16 protein-coding genes are annotated in these 16,033 nt (G+C 46.5%); 4 read left to right on the top strand and 12 right to left on the bottom strand.

Annotated elements, in window-relative coordinates; translation table 11 throughout:
• Nucleotides 1–52: 52 nt before the first annotated feature.
• Both G4D54_08305 and G4D54_08300 read right to left on the bottom strand, forming a co-directional pair.
• Nucleotides 53–190, bottom strand: coding sequence for a hypothetical protein (locus G4D54_08305; protein ID QJA02420.1), 138 nt, complete (start codon nucleotides 188–190; stop codon nucleotides 53–55).
• A 498-nt stretch (nucleotides 191–688) separates the two neighbouring features.
• Complete coding sequence (locus G4D54_08300) at nucleotides 689–3,316, bottom strand: pyruvate, phosphate dikinase (protein QJA02419.1); 2,628 nt, start codon at nucleotides 3,314–3,316, stop codon at nucleotides 689–691.
• A 327-nt stretch (nucleotides 3,317–3,643) separates the two neighbouring features.
• On the opposite strand from G4D54_08300, the gene G4D54_08295 reads away from it, so the two are divergent.
• Entirely contained in the window at nucleotides 3,644–4,552 is a 909-nt protein-coding gene (locus G4D54_08295) for a helix-turn-helix transcriptional regulator (GenBank protein ID QJA02418.1), read from the top strand.
• Nucleotides 4,553–5,024: 472 nt separating this feature from the next.
• Here the strand turns inward: G4D54_08295 and G4D54_08290 are convergent, their stop codons facing one another.
• Both G4D54_08290 and G4D54_08285 read right to left on the bottom strand, forming a co-directional pair.
• Nucleotides 5,025–6,299 (bottom strand): glucose-6-phosphate isomerase, encoded by a 1,275-nt coding sequence (locus G4D54_08290; GenBank protein ID QJA02417.1) that lies wholly within the window; start codon nucleotides 6,297–6,299, stop codon nucleotides 5,025–5,027.
• Between the two features lie 15 nt (nucleotides 6,300–6,314).
• Entirely contained in the window at nucleotides 6,315–6,668 is a 354-nt protein-coding gene (locus G4D54_08285; protein QJA02416.1) for a S1 RNA-binding domain-containing protein, read from the bottom strand.
• A gap of 246 nt (nucleotides 6,669–6,914) precedes the next feature.
• On the opposite strand from G4D54_08285, the gene G4D54_08280 reads away from it, so the two are divergent.
• Both G4D54_08280 and G4D54_08275 read left to right on the top strand, forming a co-directional pair.
• Nucleotides 6,915–7,370, top strand: a complete 456-nt coding sequence (locus G4D54_08280; protein ID QJA02415.1) for a divergent PAP2 family protein — start codon at nucleotides 6,915–6,917, stop codon at nucleotides 7,368–7,370.
• Nucleotides 7,371–7,386: 16 nt separating this feature from the next.
• Entirely contained in the window at nucleotides 7,387–7,617 is a 231-nt protein-coding gene (locus tag G4D54_08275) for a NifU family protein (GenBank protein ID QJA02414.1), read from the top strand.
• A 101-nt stretch (nucleotides 7,618–7,718) separates the two neighbouring features.
• Here G4D54_08275 and G4D54_08270 read toward each other — a convergent pair whose 3' ends face one another.
• Complete coding sequence (locus G4D54_08270) at nucleotides 7,719–8,720, bottom strand: nucleoid-associated protein (GenBank protein ID QJA02413.1); 1,002 nt, start codon at nucleotides 8,718–8,720, stop codon at nucleotides 7,719–7,721.
• Between the two features lie 185 nt (nucleotides 8,721–8,905).
• On the opposite strand from G4D54_08270, the gene G4D54_08265 reads away from it, so the two are divergent.
• Nucleotides 8,906–9,466 carry an HD domain-containing protein gene (locus tag G4D54_08265; protein QJA02412.1) on the top strand — a complete coding sequence of 187 codons (561 nt, stop codon included), beginning with the start codon at nucleotides 8,906–8,908 and terminating at the stop codon, nucleotides 9,464–9,466.
• A gap of 171 nt (nucleotides 9,467–9,637) precedes the next feature.
• Here the strand turns inward: G4D54_08265 and G4D54_08260 are convergent, their stop codons facing one another.
• The 7 genes from G4D54_08260 to G4D54_08230 are packed head-to-tail and all read right to left on the bottom strand — an operon-like array spanning nucleotide 9,638 to nucleotide 16,031.
• On the bottom strand, nucleotides 9,638–9,931 hold the full coding sequence (locus G4D54_08260; GenBank protein QJA02411.1) for a DUF4176 domain-containing protein: 294 nt from the start codon (nucleotides 9,929–9,931) through the stop codon (nucleotides 9,638–9,640).
• A gap of 16 nt (nucleotides 9,932–9,947) precedes the next feature.
• A complete protein-coding gene (locus G4D54_08255) occupies nucleotides 9,948–10,865 on the bottom strand; it encodes an amino acid transporter (protein ID QJA02410.1) in 918 nt (305 codons plus the stop codon).
• An 11-nt stretch (nucleotides 10,866–10,876) separates the two neighbouring features.
• Nucleotides 10,877–11,095 (bottom strand): hypothetical protein, encoded by a 219-nt coding sequence (locus G4D54_08250; protein QJA02409.1) that lies wholly within the window; start codon nucleotides 11,093–11,095, stop codon nucleotides 10,877–10,879.
• Nucleotides 11,073–11,366: a type VII secretion protein gene (locus G4D54_08245; protein QJA02408.1), complete on the bottom strand. Its 294-nt coding sequence runs from the start codon at nucleotides 11,364–11,366 to the stop codon at nucleotides 11,073–11,075. Before G4D54_08245 ends, G4D54_08250 begins: the two co-directional genes overlap by 23 nt.
• 10 nt (nucleotides 11,367–11,376) lie before the next feature.
• Nucleotides 11,377–11,679: a WXG100 family type VII secretion target gene (locus tag G4D54_08240; GenBank protein QJA02407.1), complete on the bottom strand. Its 303-nt coding sequence runs from the start codon at nucleotides 11,677–11,679 to the stop codon at nucleotides 11,377–11,379.
• Nucleotides 11,680–11,689: 10 nt separating this feature from the next.
• Nucleotides 11,690–11,944: a hypothetical protein gene (locus G4D54_08235; protein QJA02406.1), complete on the bottom strand. Its 255-nt coding sequence runs from the start codon at nucleotides 11,942–11,944 to the stop codon at nucleotides 11,690–11,692.
• A complete protein-coding gene (locus G4D54_08230) occupies nucleotides 11,937–16,031 on the bottom strand; it encodes an FHA domain-containing protein (protein ID QJA05177.1) in 4,095 nt (1,364 codons plus the stop codon). Before G4D54_08230 ends, G4D54_08235 begins: the two co-directional genes overlap by 8 nt.
• Nucleotides 16,032–16,033 lie beyond the last annotated feature (2 nt).

The raw sequence follows: 16,033 nt of genomic DNA, 5'->3' as shown, positions 1-16,033 counted from the left end.
TTTCAATAAGTTTGTCCCATATTTCGCACGATCACTTCCACCTTGTTCATATTCAAAAATATAACAACTCAATAGCCCAGTTTAGAAGTGTCACAGACTGATTTACTGTTCTTTTAGCAGCACTTCCTGCTTTTACATTTATTTCTTTTATACAATTTGCTAATAATTCAAATTTCATGTTATCAAGCATATAACATAGCTCTACTTCATTAAAGAAATATTAAGTCTATTTTAACATACCAACCATCTTCTTTCTATCCTCCAACGATGTACCAACAGTTTTTTCTGAAGTGAAAAGTTAAATTCTGCTTCAAAGATGCAAAAATTGAAATTAGTCTTTCAGTAAATTCCAGTAGAATTTTCTCTTACAGAATAAGAGGCTTATAATGACTGACAAAATAATAACTATGGAAAGGATGGTTTTATATATGAACTCCATTTCAAACAAAAATAGACTACAGTTGATGTAATCAAACAGCTTGAAGCTCCCAACCAGTTGAATCGGACTTCCTGTTCGTTAGACCACGATTTCGCTATTGCTTCCTCTCTACCATGCCGTACGATATGAAACTTGCAAGTCGCTCTTGAGTACGCTGGCAATTGCACCTCTTGAGATTTTTACCCTAGGTGTGTGTCATGCCCGTCACCAAAAAAGATGCCTGCTTTCGCTAGACATCTTATCATTCTCTTATTTATTTATAATTGCGGCTTGTGCTGCAGCCAATCTGGCAATTGGTACACGGAACGGACTACAGGATACATAGCTCAGTCCCATACGGTGACAGAAATCAATACTGCTAGGATCGCCTCCATGCTCTCCGCAGATTCCCAGCTTGATTTCAGGGCGTGTCTTTCTTCCGCCTGCAACTGCCATTTCAATCAGCTTTCCGACACCCTTCTGATCAACTCTTGCGAACGGATCCTGTTCAAAGATTTTCTTTTCATAGTAATCGTTCAGGAATCCACCTGCATCATCACGGGAGAATCCAAAGGTCATCTGTGTCAGGTCATTGGTTCCAAAGCTAAAGAACTCAGCCTCTTCTGCAATCTCATCTGCCAGTAATGCAGCACGCGGAATTTCAATCATCGTACCTACATGATATTTCATATCAAAAGCCTCACGCTTCAGAATTTCATCTGCCGTACATACGACAACATCCTTGACAAATTTTAATTCTGCCTTATCGCCAACAAGTGGAATCATAATTTCCGGTTCAATCTTCCATTCCGGATGCTTGCGATTTACGTTGATCGCCGCTTCGATTACAGCTGTTGTCTGCATTTCAGCGATTTCCGGATAAGAAATAGCGAGACGGCATCCGCGATGACCCATCATCGGGTTAAATTCATGTAATCCGGAAATAACGCTCTTAAGCTCATCCAGATCAATATTCATATCCTTAGCCAGCTGTGCAATATCATAAGAGCTTGTTGGCAGGAATTCGTGCAGGGGTGGATCCAGATAGCGAATTGTCACCGGAAGACCATGCATTGCCTCATAAATTCCTTCAAAGTCTCCACGCTGCATCGGCAGAAGCTTGGAAAGTGCTTTTCTTCTCTGTCCTTCTGTTTTGGATACAATCATTTCACGGACAGCCTTAATACGGTCACCTTCAAAGAACATGTGCTCTGTACGTACCAGTCCGATTCCCTCTGCACCAAATGCCACTGCCTGCGCTGCATCCTTTGGTGTGTCGGCATTCGTTCTGACCTTTAGTGTACGAATCTCATCCGCCCATTTCATAAAGCGTTCAAAATCACCGGAAATCTCTGCCGGAACCGTTTTGATTTTACGTCCGTAAATATTACCTGTTGAGCCATCCAGAGAAATATAATCGCCCTTATTATAGCGTTCTTCATTCACTATGAAATATTTTTCCTCTTCATTGATTTTAATATCACCGCAGCCGGAAACACAGCATGCCCCCATACCGCGGGCAACTACTGCCGCATGGGAAGTCATACCGCCGCGCACGGTCAGGATACCTTCCGATACATGCATCCCTTCAATATCCTCCGGTGAGGTTTCCAGACGGACAAGAATCACCTTGTGTCCGAGTGCAGTTTCTTCAATAGCTTCCTCTGCAGAGAATACGATTTGTCCGCAGGCAGCACCAGGAGATGCCGGCAATGCACTGGCAATCGGCTTTGCGCTCTTCAAATCCGCATCGTCAAAACGCGGATGCAGCAGGGAATCCAATTGCTTCGGCTCCACCATCATCAAGGCTTCCTCTTTGGTTATCATGCCTTCATCCACCATATCACATGCAATTTTTAAAGCGGAAGCAGCAGTACGTTTCCCGTTACGTGTCTGCAGCATGAACAGATTACCCTTTTCAATGGTAAATTCCATATCCTGCATATTTTTATAATGACTTTCCAGTGCTGCACAGATTTCTGTAAATTTCTGATAGGCAGCCGGTGCGATTTCCTTCAGCTGATCGATGGTCTGCGGGGTACGGATACCTGCAACGACATCCTCTCCCTGTGCATTCATCAGGAATTCACCATACAGCTTGTTTTCACCGGTACTTGGATTACGCGTAAAGGCAACGCCGGTACCGCAGTCATTTCCCATGTTGCCGAAAACCATCATCTGTACGTTGACAGCTGTTCCCCAGTCTCCTGGAATATCATTCATTTTACGATAGAAAATCGCACGCTGGTTGTTCCAGGAACGGAAAACTGCTTCAATAGAGCGGTACAGCTGTTCTTTCGGATCGGATGGGAAATCTTCCTCCAGGGAATCCTTATAGAATTTCTTAAAGCGCTTCACCATTTCCTTCATGTCGTCCGCATCAAGATCAGTATCCTGCTCTACGCCTTTTTTCTCCTTCATTTCATCAATAATGTCTTCAAACTTCGCTTTGCTCAGTCCCATGACAACATCAGCAAACATCTGGATAAAACGACGGTAGGAATCATATGCAAACCGCGGATTATCCGTCAGTCTGGCGACGCCCTCCACAACCTCATCGTTGAGTCCCAAATTTAAAATGGTATCCATCATGCCTGGCATAGATGCACGCGCACCAGATCTTACGGATACTAACAACGGATTTTTCGGATCCCCAAACTGCTTTTCAGACAGTTCTTCCAATTTCATTAAATAATCAAAAATTTCCTTGCGAATTGCTTCATTGATTGCCTCACCGTCCGCATAATACTGGTTACATGCCTCAGTGGTAACAGTGAAACCAAAAGGTACAGGCATACCGAGGTTCATCATTTCTGCCAGGTTTGCGCCCTTACCGCCAAGCAGCTCTCTCATCTGCCCATTTCCTTCTGAAAACAGGTAAACATACTTTTTGCCCATTAAGCATTCCTCCTCTTATGTAATCGTTTACATTTGATATTCTATATTATACAGCATTTTCATTTATTTTCCTAGTATTAGTTAAAAAGTTATGCAATTCACAAGGTGCTCTGTTTACTATATGCATACAGAAGGATGAATATGTGTTTCCTTCCTATTATTATCGTCGTTCCCTTGCGCATCGTACAAGGATGTCAAAAATTCTCGAATATGCTATACTTTCAGAGATATAGCAGCAGCTGCAACCGCAGGTTGACAAAACGCAAGAGGAGCTTGGTAGCACAGCTGCTGCCCTTTTGCTAGGATATAGGTGTGAGGTGAACTACTATGAAATTTGGAGAAAAACTACAGAAACTAAGAAAAGAGAAGGGAATGTCACAGGAGGAGCTTGCTGCTCGTCTGCACGTATCTAGACAGGCTGTCAGCAAATGGGAGAATGATCAGGGTTATCCCGAAACGGAAAAAATGCTGATGATTGGAAACATCTTTTCCGTAACTATGGATTATCTGTTAAAGGATGAAGGAGGAGAGCAGCCGCAGGAACAGGGCTTTTATGCAAGTCGGGAATGTGTACAGGGCTATCTGCAGCAGGAGAAAAGAATTACGCTGCGGATTGCTGTCGGGACACTGCTTTGTATTCTTTCCGGACTGCCGGTTCTTATATATCCTCAGCAGGAGGATGTCATGAGTATCTTTTCCATGATCCTGATCGCCCTTGGAATCGCCGTCCTTGTATCGCTGTCCTTTGATAAGAATGAATACAAGATACTCAAACAGGAGCCACTGTATTTCGATCATGACCATCTGCAGGAGCTGAAGGAAGAAAATGACGGTCTGCAGAAAAAATTCAAGCGCCTTATCATCGGCGGCCTGCTGCTGATTTTTCTAAGCTGCATCATCGCGATTATCAGTGAGGATGTTTTGCATATGGAGAAAGCACCAATGGATGCCGGCTATCTGCTGCTGATTTCCATCGCTGTCTTCCTGTTTATTTATGCAGGCTGCTCTATGGACACATATGAACTGCTAGTTGATAACGAAACATATCGCAAAAAAAAGCATGGAAACCGCTATTCCTGGCTGTATTATGTCACCCTTGGCTGTGCTTCCATTCTCTATGTCGGCTTGGGAATGCTGTTTGGTAAAGAAGCATGGCGAACCGGCTGGATACTTATCGCCGTCACATGGCTGGTGACCTATGGCATCGTCAGCGGTATCAATATGCGTAAAAAGTAATACCGCCGTATAAAATACTACTTCCGCAAAAGAGCTTACTATCTGAGAGGATTGTGCCTGCAATTTTGTAGAAGCCGCACACCGATGGGCAATGCGATACCTAAATGCCGCAATACAAAAAAAACGAACAGAGCGAATCAAATGCAATGCTTCATTTCCACAGTCTGCTTTGCATTGATCTTATCAAGCTGTCTGCTCGTTTTCTTTTTTTCTATCACGCAAGCTGCGCATCATACAGCCCTTTTCCATATTTCCGCTGAAAATGACAGCATATCCCGCAAAATATCACCGTCATCTATTCTATCCTTCTACATAGCAGCTCTTTTCTCTCCTTAAAAAAGGGATATTTCCGATTCGGAAACACCCCGTTATACACAAATGATACAAAATAAAGCTTGCCCTGTCCATCATTTATATGCGACTGCATTTATCCTATAAAACAACAAGCTCAATTATCTTATCTGCTCTCGCCTTATTTTTTGCCAAGTAAGCGGAACATATTCTTCTTATAGACCTCTACCCCCGGCTGATTGAATGGGTTGATGTCCAGCATATAGCAGGTGATAGCACATGCCTTGAAGAAGAAATAGCACATATAACCGAAGCTCTCCGCACTCATATCATCCAGTGTCAGAATCAGGTTTGGAACACCTCCTGTTTCCTCGTGTGCTTCCAGCGTTCCCTGACATGCCATCTTGTTTACCCAGTCAACGGACTTACCAGCCAGATAGTTCATACCATCCAAATCTTCCCCGTCCTCCGGAAATTTTAAATCCAGTGTCGGCTTTTCAATCAGCAGAAGCGTTTCATACAGAACCTTTTTCCCGTCCTGTACGAACTGTCCCAGAGAATGAAGATCAGTCGAGAAGTTTGCACTTGTCGGCAGATTTCCCTTGCATTCCTTACCTTCACTTTCTCCAAACAGCTGCTTCCACCATTCCGCAACCATTGTCATCTGTGTTTCATAACTTACCAGCATTTCGACATCTTTACCCTGATTTTCCAGAATACGGCGGCATACCGCATACGCATACGCTGCATTCTTGTTCAAATCCGGATCCTTTAAATCCTCATATGCTTTTTTCAGACCGGTCATGATCGCATCGGTATCGATACCCGCAACTGCGATTGGAAACAGTCCCACCGGTGTGATAACAGAGAAACGCCCGCCGATATCATCCGGAATAACAAAGGTTTCATAGCCTTCCTTGTCTGCAATCGTCTTCAGCGTACCTCTTGCCTTATCCGTTGTCGCAACAATTCTCTTCGCTGCTTCCTCTTTTCCGTATTTTTCTTCCATAAACTGCTTCAGCAGTCGGAATGCCAGCGCTGTTTCCGTAGTTGTACCGGATTTGGAAATTACATTGACTGCGACTTCCTTATCCTTGATATACTCCATAACCTGCGCAATATACGTGGATGAGAACGTATTACCGAAGAAAATGATTTCCGGCTTTTTATCACTGTACATTCCATTGATCATTTCAACGGCAGCTCTGGCTCCCAGATAAGAACCACCGATACCACAAACCATCAGTACATCGCATTTTTCGCGGATGTCAGCCGCAACGCTCTTTAATCTTGCATACTCTTCCTTGTCATATTTGTTTGGCCATTCCACCCAGCCGACATAATCATTTCCCTTACCGGTCTTGTTGTGGAGATCCTCATGACATTTGGTAACGATGTCCTGATAACTTGCAATGTCTTCTTTCAAAAATGCATGCTTAGTGTCTAATTTCATCATATGCGTTTTCTCCTTTTACTTTGTTGCTTCTTCGATCCACTGATCCAGATGCTCCGCCAATGAAGCAAACCCGATTTTCATCTGCGGCAATTCGTGGACGAATCTGCGTTTTCGCATGGAACGAGCTTTATTTGCTTCTATAGCTTTCAAGGACAGCTTGAAATGCATGCCGTCTTCATCAACATCCAGAATTTTCACCTTTACGCGTTCATTGACCTTTACATACGTATGCACATCCCGCACGAAGCGTTCACTGATTTCAGAAATGTGAATCAATCCGTTGTGCTTGCTGTCCAGATAAACAAATGCGCCGTAGGGCTTGATTCCGGTAACGACACCTTCCACGACCTCTCCAACCATATAATGCATCCACTCACCTCATTTCATCATGCTTATTATATCATATCTTTTCCGATTTTGTGTTATAATAATATGGCAGAGAGCGTAAAAGGCTGATGATTCGCCGGTAACTGCTGATAATGGATGCGGAATACACAGATTCCCATGCAATACCGATGGGGATGATTCCACCGTGTTTCTAGTTCCATATATCTGCATAAACAGCAGCGAAACGTTATACATACAGCACTCTGGACTATATGAGGTGATACAGACATGAGTTCGATTTACCCCCTGGTGGCTGCCCTTCTGGCAAATGTCATCGCCCAGGTTCTAAAGCCGATCGTGCTTTATTTCCGTACCAAGGAACTGGATGTGCATCAGTGCATCGCCTGCGGAGGCTTTCCAAGCTCACACAGCTCTACGGTAACAGCCCTGACGATTGCAATCGGCATGAATGAAGGCTTTGATTCCGCCCTCTTCGCGATTACCTGTGTATTCAGCTTCATCGTTATTTACGATGCAGCCAATGTCCGCTACTACGCAGGCAGAAATATCCAGCTGACAAAGCAGCTGATCAGCGATTTGGAAACATTGAAGGGTTTGAAATTCAACGATCCGATCTATCACGAGAAGATCAAAAGCGTTCTCGGCCATAAATTCATTGAAATACTTGGAGGTATCCTGCTGGGCATACTGGTATCCCTGTCCATGTATCAGCTTATCCATTAGAGAAAGAAGGAATAGGATGCAGACTAAGATAGATGAAATCAAGCAAACCATTGAAAAAATACGTCCATACATACAAAGAGACGGCGGCGATGTTGAATTCGTATCCTTTGAGGACGGCATTGTCGGTGTGCGTCTTCTGGGAGCATGCGTCGGCTGCATGTCCATCGACGATACCATTCAGGGAGGTATTGAGGCGATTCTTCTGGATGAGGTGGAAGGTGTCAGTGGCGTTGCGCTGATTGAGTAGTTATAAGACAAAAAAACACATGCTGCAGTTTATATTTTTAAATCCTGCTGTCATGTGTTTTTTCATATCCTCAAACATACTGTCTTTATTATCCGATGCAACTATTTACTTGTGATACGGGTGATGTTTTTCAGCTGTATGGAAATCGTTCCGTCCGGCTGATTTTTAAATTCCACAAAATCACGGGAGTTCATATAGTCCACCGGTATGATAATTTCAATTCCTTTATCCGTTTTGATTTTCTGCACCTTATCCGAACGTGCCGGCTTCACATATTCCACTTCAATCGGCTTTTCAACGCCCTGCTTGCGCAGTTCTTCGCGAAAATCATCCCTGGCTAGCGGCTTCTCTGCAAACAGCAGCTCTGCGACCTCCTCAATTTCAATCGGTGTCTGCTGCTCGATATTCTCTTTGATGATACTTTTCATTTTCGGAACGACCTCCATTTGATCCAGGTCGTATTTATCGCTGATTTCCTCTGTGATTTTCGCCAGTGAGGATACCGCTTCCTTGTAAGAGGGGGAGGTTGTGCTTTCCAGTATGATATCCGCAAAGAAATTCACCTTCTCCGCTTCAATTTCGACCTTGCTTTCCACACAATGCAGCGCATAATCACTCAGCTCTACGAGAAATGCCTTATCCGCCTTGACTAAAGAGGAGGATAACAGCGTGCGATAGGGGATGATTTCATTCCGCATACCGGCTTCCTCCTGTACAAGCGTATGTGTAATTCCCTCACTGTAGGCATTGTCGATGACCAGCAGATAGCGCCTTCCCTCTTCCATCACCTGTGCAATCAGCAGATCGCTTGGATAGTATAAGGCACATCGCAGCTTTGCATCGAATATATGGCGTGCAAGCTGCTCACTGAGCTGTTCAAAACTTTGTTCCTGCAGCTTATAGCTGTCCAGCCACTGCTTAACCTGCGAGCTTTCCTTGAATTTTCCGCTTTTTTTGGAGGAGCTTGAAAAAACCTTGGATGCCTTGGTCTGCATCATTTTTTCAACCTCCGGCTGCAGCTCCTGCATACAGGCGGTACTCATAATACATGTATTCTGTTCACAGTCCAAAACGTGGACAATCACCTTTTCAAAATCCGGCATAAGCTCCCTCTTTCCTTTTGATAGACATTCCTATTCATTCCATGTCTTTGCCTGTTTATGATACCCCATTTTGCAGTCTTTGCATAGTATGAATTGTCTCTGAATTTAAAAATCACAAAATGTTCACATGATTTATTCACAGAGTAGTGCTATAGTAATGTCAATGTAAAAAAGGTGGTCATGGAATGCAAAAAGCGATTTTTTCCAGAATTGATTTGAATAACGCCAACAATGATCTGGCTCAGGAGTATCTGAGCTGTATCCGGGATCTGCTGCATCTGCATGATGTACAGGACCTCAAAACATTTACACAGCATATGAATACATCGAGATTTCAGCACTCGCTGAATGTCTCTTATTATACATTTCTGATAGCACGGCGATTCCATCTGGATTCCTGCAGCGCCGCAAGAGCCGGCCTTCTTCATGATCTGTATCACTATGACTGGAGAAATCTGGATAAGGAAGAGCGTCCCATAGAAGGAAGACACTGTGCCGTACATCCACAGATTGCTTTGGAAAATGCACGTAAGGCAACCTCGGTTAACACGATTATCGAAGATGCCATCGTACACCATATGTGGCCGATGACTCTGCACTGCCCCAAAACAAAGGAGGGCTGGGTTCTGCAGGCTGTTGATAAATACTGCGCCATCAGCGAAATTCTTTTGCAGGGCGGAAGAAGAGTGCGATATTCCAGACTTGCTATATCACTGGCTGCACTGCTTTCCTTCAGCATTCGATAGCACTTATATACAGAAAATGCTGTGTCTGGTATTCATTTCCGGGCACAGCTTTTTTCTTTTATCGAATGAGCATGCTGCTTGAATTTCCGTCAGTCGCCTATCCTATATAAAACACGTCCTTTCTCTTTGAGAGATGCGGACGTGTTTTGATTCTACAGGGCATCCAACAGCTTATTCCAGCAGCTTCAATTCCTTAAGCTTTTGTTCCATATAGCTGCGAAAGGCGAATTCCTCTTCCTCTTGCAGCCCGACATGATAGATGCGGTCAATGTCCTCTCCCTGAAACATATACAGCTCGGAGGCATCCAGTATGCCTTCCGGATACAGCACCGCAGCATAATCATACAGGATACCGCTGGAACGCTCCTCCTGAATTCTACCGATAATCATTAGTTTTTTTCGCCCTTTCTTCAGGGTGATTACACTGCCAAGAGGCAGAATATTTCGTAATGCTTCCTTTTTCATTCCTTATACCTTCCCATCAGTAATTGATTTTAACTTTAAATCCCAGACCTGCAAGCAGTGAAGCCTTTCCGCCAAACTCCACTTCCCCTGTTTTACTGGAAAACTCTGCACCAACGCCGGCAGCACCAAGCTCACCGGTACCACTCAGCGTTATGTCTGCGCCAAACAAAGAGAATTTGCCCTTTACCTCCCCCTGTACGGCCGCCACTCCGATTTCGCCCTTCAGCGTAACCTCATCCTTCTTAATCACTGCCTTTGCGGCTCCTTTGGCAACACCGACTCCTACAGAAGCCTCAATCCCGGCATGCACATACGAGGTTCCGATATCAAAACCGGCTTTCAGCTGTGCGAGCGCAGCTTCTGCTTCCGCCTCCAATTGCAGCTGCGGATTCCAGGTGCCGTCATCATACAGCAGCCCCTTCCCATCCACAGACATGTGGGCACTGCCAAGTGTAAACTGGGCATTTGCCGATGTATATTTGCTGTTTTTTCCTACTGCATAGCGAAAGGCATCAAAGCCGCCGAAAATTCCGGCACAGATACCGTTTTTCGCATAATCGACAAGGGATCTGCCATTGCCGAAGGTCGTATGTGTGCGATGGGTGGTTTTCCAGCTGTCCTTTTGTGTATACCAGGCATCCGACCAATCGCTGTCACTGGATAGGGATGCTGCTGTTCGCAGCTGTCCAGCCTGCTTCAGAAGACGCTGCTCCATCGATTCATATTGCATTTGTGATTCATGGAAAAAGGCTTGCAGCTGATACAGCTGAGCAGACAGCTGTCGCTGCAGGACAGATAAACGGTTTAGCTGCGTTTTTTGTCCCAGAATATTCTGGAGCTGGTAAACAGAGGCACTCAGGCGGCTGCTTTGTTTCCAGGTTTGCTGTGTGCTTTGCTGAAGCTGCAGCAGTTTTCCGGTATGTATCTTTATCATTCGGCTATTGCCTACAGCATACGCAGACCCTCACATATCCGAATCTGTTCCTGCACATTATGCAGGATATTGCGATACTGTCGCTGCAGCAGGGGAAGCTCTGCGCCCTGTGCTGCACTTGGCAGCATGACGGTTTGCTGGCGCAGCTGTGTCTGCAATGCATACAGCTGCTGCAAGTAGCCGTTTGCCATGGTCTGGATAAGAATCCTAGAAGCCTTCGGCACTGGCATTCAGCTGTGCCTCCATGCTTTGATAGGTAGATACCGTCTGATCAAGGAATTTTGCATAGGATTCGACAATTGACCGATAATTGTCAAAAACCGGCAGCATTCCGTGAAAGCGGGATCTTATTTTTTCTGAAGCCGGAGACTGCCAATAGGCAGCAAGCTGATTCATTGAAGTACCGATTTCCTGCAGACAGGAATTCAGCTGTTGATTCTGTGAACGGATACTGGCAGCTGTCTGAGTTACCTGTGCCAGTGTAATTTGTAGCTGATCCATGATACACCTCCTAATTGACCAGACGGCGAGCCATCTGTGCTCGTTCATCCTGTGTCTGTCGATAGGTCTTGGCACTCAGCTTGAGAAAAGCCGCATACTCGCGCATGAGTGCCGCCATCTGCTGAAAATCTTTTTCAAACCCCTGAATCTGTGATACAAAGGCCTGATTATCCTTTCCCTGCCAGCCGCTGCCCATCGCCGCCACTTCCTGAAATAAACGGCGGTAATTCTTTTCGTAGGACAGGGTCTGCTGCTCAATCTGTCCTGCCGCACTGTCCAGTCTGGCAGGATCCACTTGTATTTTTATACTCATTTCATTCCTCCTATAAGATGATGATGCGTTCTGCGTTGCGAATGCCGGCATCCTTAACACACAATGCGAAATCCGGCATGCTGTCCTGCTGCTCCAGATACCATATAGCATCCTTTAGACTGCCCTTTTCCAAATGCCAGGCAGTCTCCAGTAACCGTGATACAAAGCAGTGTACAACACCCAGTTTTGCCTGCGCGGGAAGCAGCACCTCCATACCCTGCAGCACCGCTGGTACATACACCTCCACCAGTATTCTTTCATCCATTTTCCTCGACCTCCCATAGCTGCAGTATTCTGCATGAATCCTCCTCCCAGTAAATCGCTTCCTTGCTTTTCAGTATTTTATCTGTCTGCACATTCCTTTTTAACGTATAGGAATGCTCCTGAAATCCTTTTCCCATCCATAGAACAGCGGCATCAAGCCATACAGGTGCATACCAGTCCCATAGGGAATACGCACTTAGATGGGGTATGGTTTCAATAAAAATATGATGCAGCTGCTCTGCCTCCAGCAGTTTCTTCATGAAGGCTGCATCCAGAGTCAGCTCATCCAGCTGATGCCATACGATATATTGCTTTTGCGGCTGCTTCAGCAGTCGATCAAGCGTATCCAAGGAGGACGGCTTTCGTTTCGCAAGCGGATGCGGGCTGAATATATGGACACTGCCTCCTGTTTCCAGCTGCTTCAGATAGAGGGAAATGAAGCTGTCATTCAGACGGTAGGCAGCCAGTAGAAACAGACAGCGCCCTGTGGGATAGGCTGTATAAATTTCCTCCTGCGTTTTGATTTCCCTGCCCAAAAAGCTGCTGTCACATTGCATTGCAAGAGGATGGGAAACATGTGCCGGCATACGTGGAACAGCATAAGCCGGCGGTGTTTGCGAACGGGATGCCTTCATCCATGCCTCCTTGCGATAGACGGCAATCTGAAACATACAGAGAGTATCGTTATATTTCATAAGACCACAGCCCGGCTGTGTCAGCGGAATACAGCTTTGTTCACAGGAGAAGAGATAGCTGTAATCCTCATGCTGTGCACACTGCAGGGCATACCAGTCTTCCAGACAGGCCTGTATACGCATGGGAATCTGCTGCAGAACAGCCGTTGTGATACAGCATACAATGCCGTATTTTTTTCCTTCGCGCAGCAGATAAAGCAGTTCCTCCTCCAGCTCCTGATACAGTTCATGAAACACCTCATAATTATGAAGAATACAAAGGATTCCCTGTTCGCTTCTCTGTGCTCTGCGCTGTTTTATCATGCGCCTCATAAAGCTGAAAAAGCTTTGAATTCCCTCTGCATCCTCTCTTTGAAATACAGCGGCAACCTGCTGGTACTGCGCATATTTCATGAACAGCGGCTTATCGAAATCAAACAGATAGAGTATGTTCTCAGACTTCACAAGACAGCTTTGAATCAGCGTTTCCACAAACATGCTTTTCCCGCTCCCCACCATGCCGCACACAGCGAGGTTGCGTCCGTCCCACACGGACATGGAAAAGGGAATCTGCTGCTGATGGGCAAGATCATCCAGCAAACCAAGGGTCAATGCAGTTTCCTTAGCCGGAAGCTCCTCCTGTTGCAGATCCGGCTTTAATGGCGGCATCCACAAAGGAGTGGCACGCTCTGTGCTGATAGCACACAGTGCATCACAAACCGCCTCCAGCTCGGTTTTTGCCACCGTACCGCCTGCCATCGGGATATCCTGCATATTCCCGTCACTGTCATAATAGGAAAGATACAGATCCGATGCCTCCTTTCCGCAGGGATCATAGGGTGCCTGTGTCCAGGCGCTTTGCCCCTGCACAAAGACCTCATCATGTCCTACCTGTAAAAACAGCTGACCGGGATGCTGCAGATGGACAGCGGAGTCCTTTTTCAGCATATCCATACTGTCATTGCGATCGGCAACCTTTAAACAGAGACGAAAGCGCGCATTGCTCCAAATCTGTTCATCCACAACACCGAAGGGCTTCTGTGTCGCCAGCAGCAGATGGATACCCAGGCTTCTTCCGATTCTGGCACACTGACGCAGATGATCAAGAACCGCCGGAAAGAGCTGCTTCAGCTCGGCAAACTCATCTGCTACCAGAAACAGGTGGGGCATCGCCGTAAGGGAGGGATGCTGCTTTCTGAGCTGCATGTATTTATCGATATCCATACTGCTGATTCCATACCGCTTCCCTGTATCCGCCAGCTGCTGCTGTCTGCGGGTAAGCTCGCCCTCTATTGCACACATACAGCGCATCAGAATGCCCTTATCCAGATTCGTAATGATACCAGCGGTATGCGGCAGCTTTGCCAGAGCATTGGCCATTGTCCCCCCCTTGAAATCAATCAGCAGAAAGCTGACATCCTGACAGGAAAACGTAACAGCCAGCGACAGCAGATAGGTTAGAAGACATTCACTTTTGCCGGAGCCGGTCATTCCCGCAAGCAATCCATGCGGTCCGTGGCTGTGTTCATGCGCATCCAGATACAGCTCACCGCCGTCTGCACTTTGTCCGATGATCACGCGCAGACTTTTCGCAGCATCACTCCCCTGATAGCGGGAGGCTATCTGAAGCTCCTCAACACTGTGACAGTGAAACAGCTTTAGAAAGCTCAGCATTTTCTTACCCCGTGCACTATCCTTTGGATACGCTGAGCGTTGAACAAAGGCAGCACGTCTTTGCCTTGCTGTGCATGTATCGATTGTGAAGTCCGCATGACGCTGCGGCCATCGCACACTGCCACCGTTTATCTGCAGCTGAAGATCAGCAGCGTTGTTCAGCGTATCGCTCCAGCGCAGTTGGTGAATTTTTTCATGCGCAGGCAGCTGCAGAGAACCGGTAAGACACGGCTCCAGAATACAAACGATGACATCCTTGATACCTTCATCGTCCACCACCGCTTCCAAAAGACGCCTGCATCGGCCTGCGCTTGTCTCATCCCATACAAGCAGTCGCTGCCTGTCCACAAACAGGTGTGGCAGACAGAACAGCTTTTCCCTTGAAATCAGCGCTTTATCCGCAGCGATACAGATACGGGTTTCCTTTTCCGGCTGCTGTATGACCAGCTGCAGCAGGATATTCAGCAGCGTGTCGATACATACGGATCGTTCTCCCTCCAGACACAGAGACTGACACTCGCGAAGATCTGCCACGATGGGGACATTTTCCAATCTGAACTGACCAGCCTGCAATCCGTGCAGCTTATCCAGTAGCATATCCTGCGTCATGGAGGATACATGAGGAATCTGCAGATCAATGCCTGCAGGACAGCTGCCCTGTCCCAGCACCACATGCAGCCAGTCCGCATGATTCACACAGCGAAGACGATACGGCTTTTGAGCAAGAAAATCGACACAGAGCTTGGAAACCGGCGGATACCAGTGCTGTAAATATGCAGTCTCCTCCTGCATTGCCTGTTGAATACGCTGTTTCACCTCCAGCAGATAGCAGGAGTACACATAGCATCGTTTTTCTTCCTTTCTGCGCTGCTGCTTTCGCTCATAACGCTTGGAGAGCAGCGGCCAAAGGATTGTTCCCAGCGCCATGCTGAGGGACATGAGCAGTGTCGGCACCACAGAAAGCAAATCCTGCTTTCGCTCTGCTGCCAGCCAGAAGGAAAACATCCCCATTGCGGTGGAGGAAAGCCCCATGGTAATGGAGGGTCCCAGTACAAAGATTGCAGGAAGATTTTCCTGTGTGCCTTTGGCCAGAGGCAGCTCGATTTCCATCGTTAATTTCTGCACAGGCTCCGGTGTCAGGCATATGGCTGTGCCTGCTTCCTTTTCCTCTATGACAGCTTTGCAATAGGGAATTTCAGAAAGCCTTGTATCCGCTATTTGCTCTGGAACGAAGATACTGTCCTTTCCCATCAGCAGCATCACATTCCCGAGATAAATGACATCGCCCGGCACTACTGTATGCCTTGTAATGCGCTCCCCGTTGACATAGCAGCCATTGGTGCTCGCCTGATCCACCAGCTCCCACTCCGTATCCTTCGCTTGTAAAAGCGCATGACATAGAGATATTCCAGCACTTTTCAGACACAGCTCCTGTGTGGAGGAGCGCCCGATATGCACAATGCCCGCCAGGGCATAGCCATGAAAGCGCAGAGCGTTTGCACACAGTTCTTCTGCATAAAAGCGTATCCGCTGCCCCTCTAGTGCAATCACGCAATGAAAGCCCGGTTCTATTTCCTTCTTATGCAGCTGATACAGAGGAGAAGCAGACTGCGTAACATGAAAGCTCCATCCGCCTATTCTCCATACTGCCTGCACCGCAACATCCCGATACTGATAAACAGGCACCGTCTTTCGCTGGTTTATCAGCAGAATCGTTTGTATACCCTTGTCCTGCAACACAC

Source organism: [Clostridium] innocuum, from assembly GCA_012317185.1.
GTDB classification, from domain to species: domain Bacteria; phylum Bacillota_I; class Bacilli_A; order Erysipelotrichales; family Erysipelotrichaceae; genus Clostridium_AQ; species Clostridium_AQ innocuum.
The sequence above is the reverse complement of the archived record's forward strand: the minus strand, read 5'-3'. Positions and strand labels throughout refer to the sequence as shown.

Coding starts and splice junctions, on each gene's coding strand:
- G4D54_08305 (QJA02420.1), bottom strand. CDS start 190: ATGCTTGATAACATGAAATTTGAATTATTAGCAAATTGTATAAAAGAA.
- G4D54_08300 (QJA02419.1), bottom strand. CDS start 3,316: ATGGGCAAAAAGTATGTTTACCTGTTTTCAGAAGGAAATGGGCAGATG.
- G4D54_08295 (QJA02418.1), top strand. CDS start 3,644: ATGAAATTTGGAGAAAAACTACAGAAACTAAGAAAAGAGAAGGGAATG.
- G4D54_08290 (QJA02417.1), bottom strand. CDS start 6,299: ATGATGAAATTAGACACTAAGCATGCATTTTTGAAAGAAGACATTGCA.
- G4D54_08285 (QJA02416.1), bottom strand. CDS start 6,668: ATGCATTATATGGTTGGAGAGGTCGTGGAAGGTGTCGTTACCGGAATC.
- G4D54_08280 (QJA02415.1), top strand. CDS start 6,915: ATGAGTTCGATTTACCCCCTGGTGGCTGCCCTTCTGGCAAATGTCATC.
- G4D54_08275 (QJA02414.1), top strand. CDS start 7,387: ATGCAGACTAAGATAGATGAAATCAAGCAAACCATTGAAAAAATACGT.
- G4D54_08270 (QJA02413.1), bottom strand. CDS start 8,720: ATGCCGGATTTTGAAAAGGTGATTGTCCACGTTTTGGACTGTGAACAG.
- G4D54_08265 (QJA02412.1), top strand. CDS start 8,906: ATGCAAAAAGCGATTTTTTCCAGAATTGATTTGAATAACGCCAACAAT.
- G4D54_08260 (QJA02411.1), bottom strand. CDS start 9,931: ATGAAAAAGGAAGCATTACGAAATATTCTGCCTCTTGGCAGTGTAATC.
- G4D54_08255 (QJA02410.1), bottom strand. CDS start 10,865: ATGATAAAGATACATACCGGAAAACTGCTGCAGCTTCAGCAAAGCACA.
- G4D54_08250 (QJA02409.1), bottom strand. CDS start 11,095: ATGCCAGTGCCGAAGGCTTCTAGGATTCTTATCCAGACCATGGCAAAC.
- G4D54_08245 (QJA02408.1), bottom strand. CDS start 11,366: ATGGATCAGCTACAAATTACACTGGCACAGGTAACTCAGACAGCTGCC.
- G4D54_08240 (QJA02407.1), bottom strand. CDS start 11,679: ATGAGTATAAAAATACAAGTGGATCCTGCCAGACTGGACAGTGCGGCA.
- G4D54_08235 (QJA02406.1), bottom strand. CDS start 11,944: ATGGATGAAAGAATACTGGTGGAGGTGTATGTACCAGCGGTGCTGCAG.